This is a genomic window from Streptomyces sp. B1866 (assembly GCF_031932565.1).
Lineage (GTDB): Bacteria > Actinomycetota > Actinomycetes > Streptomycetales > Streptomycetaceae > Streptomyces.
This window is the reverse complement of sequence record NZ_JAVSCF010000610.1, coordinates 1-470: the sequence shown is the minus strand read 5'-3', so window position 1 is coordinate 470 and position 470 is coordinate 1. Positions and strand designations below refer to the sequence as shown.

1 pseudogene is annotated in these 470 nt (G+C 83.2%); it reads left to right on the top strand.

The window, feature by feature from the left end:
* Nucleotides 1-470: pseudogene (locus RKE29_RS30425) on the top strand (hypothetical protein); the annotation flags it as partial.

Genomic DNA, 470 nt, shown 5'->3' with positions numbered 1-470 from the left:
CGGCGCGTCCCTGGCGGGCGCGCCCGGCGTGCTGGCCGAGGCCCACTGGCGCGCGGGCCGGCTCGGCGAGGGCCTGCACCTGGCCCGGGAGGCGGTCAAGCGCGCCGACGGCGGCGCGGCCGTGCCCTGGCATGCGCCCGCCCGGCTGCCGCTGGCCGCCATGCTCACCCACCTGCGCCAGACCGCGGAGGCGGCGGCCGCGGTCGACGCGCTCGCCGACGAGATCGCCCGCCGTGGCGCCCCCGTGCTGCGCGGCGTCCCGCTGATCCTCGGCTCCTGCCTCGCCCTCGCGCGCGGCGCCCTGACCGACGCGGTGACCCGGGCCGGCGCCGGGCTCGCCATCGCCGAGGAGGCGGGCATGCCGCTGTACGCGCCGCTGGGCTGGGCCGTGCTGGTCGAGGCCGCCCTGCGCCGCGGCGACCTGGCCGGCGCCGAGGCGCACGCCCGCCGCCTGGCGGCCGCCGCCGAGG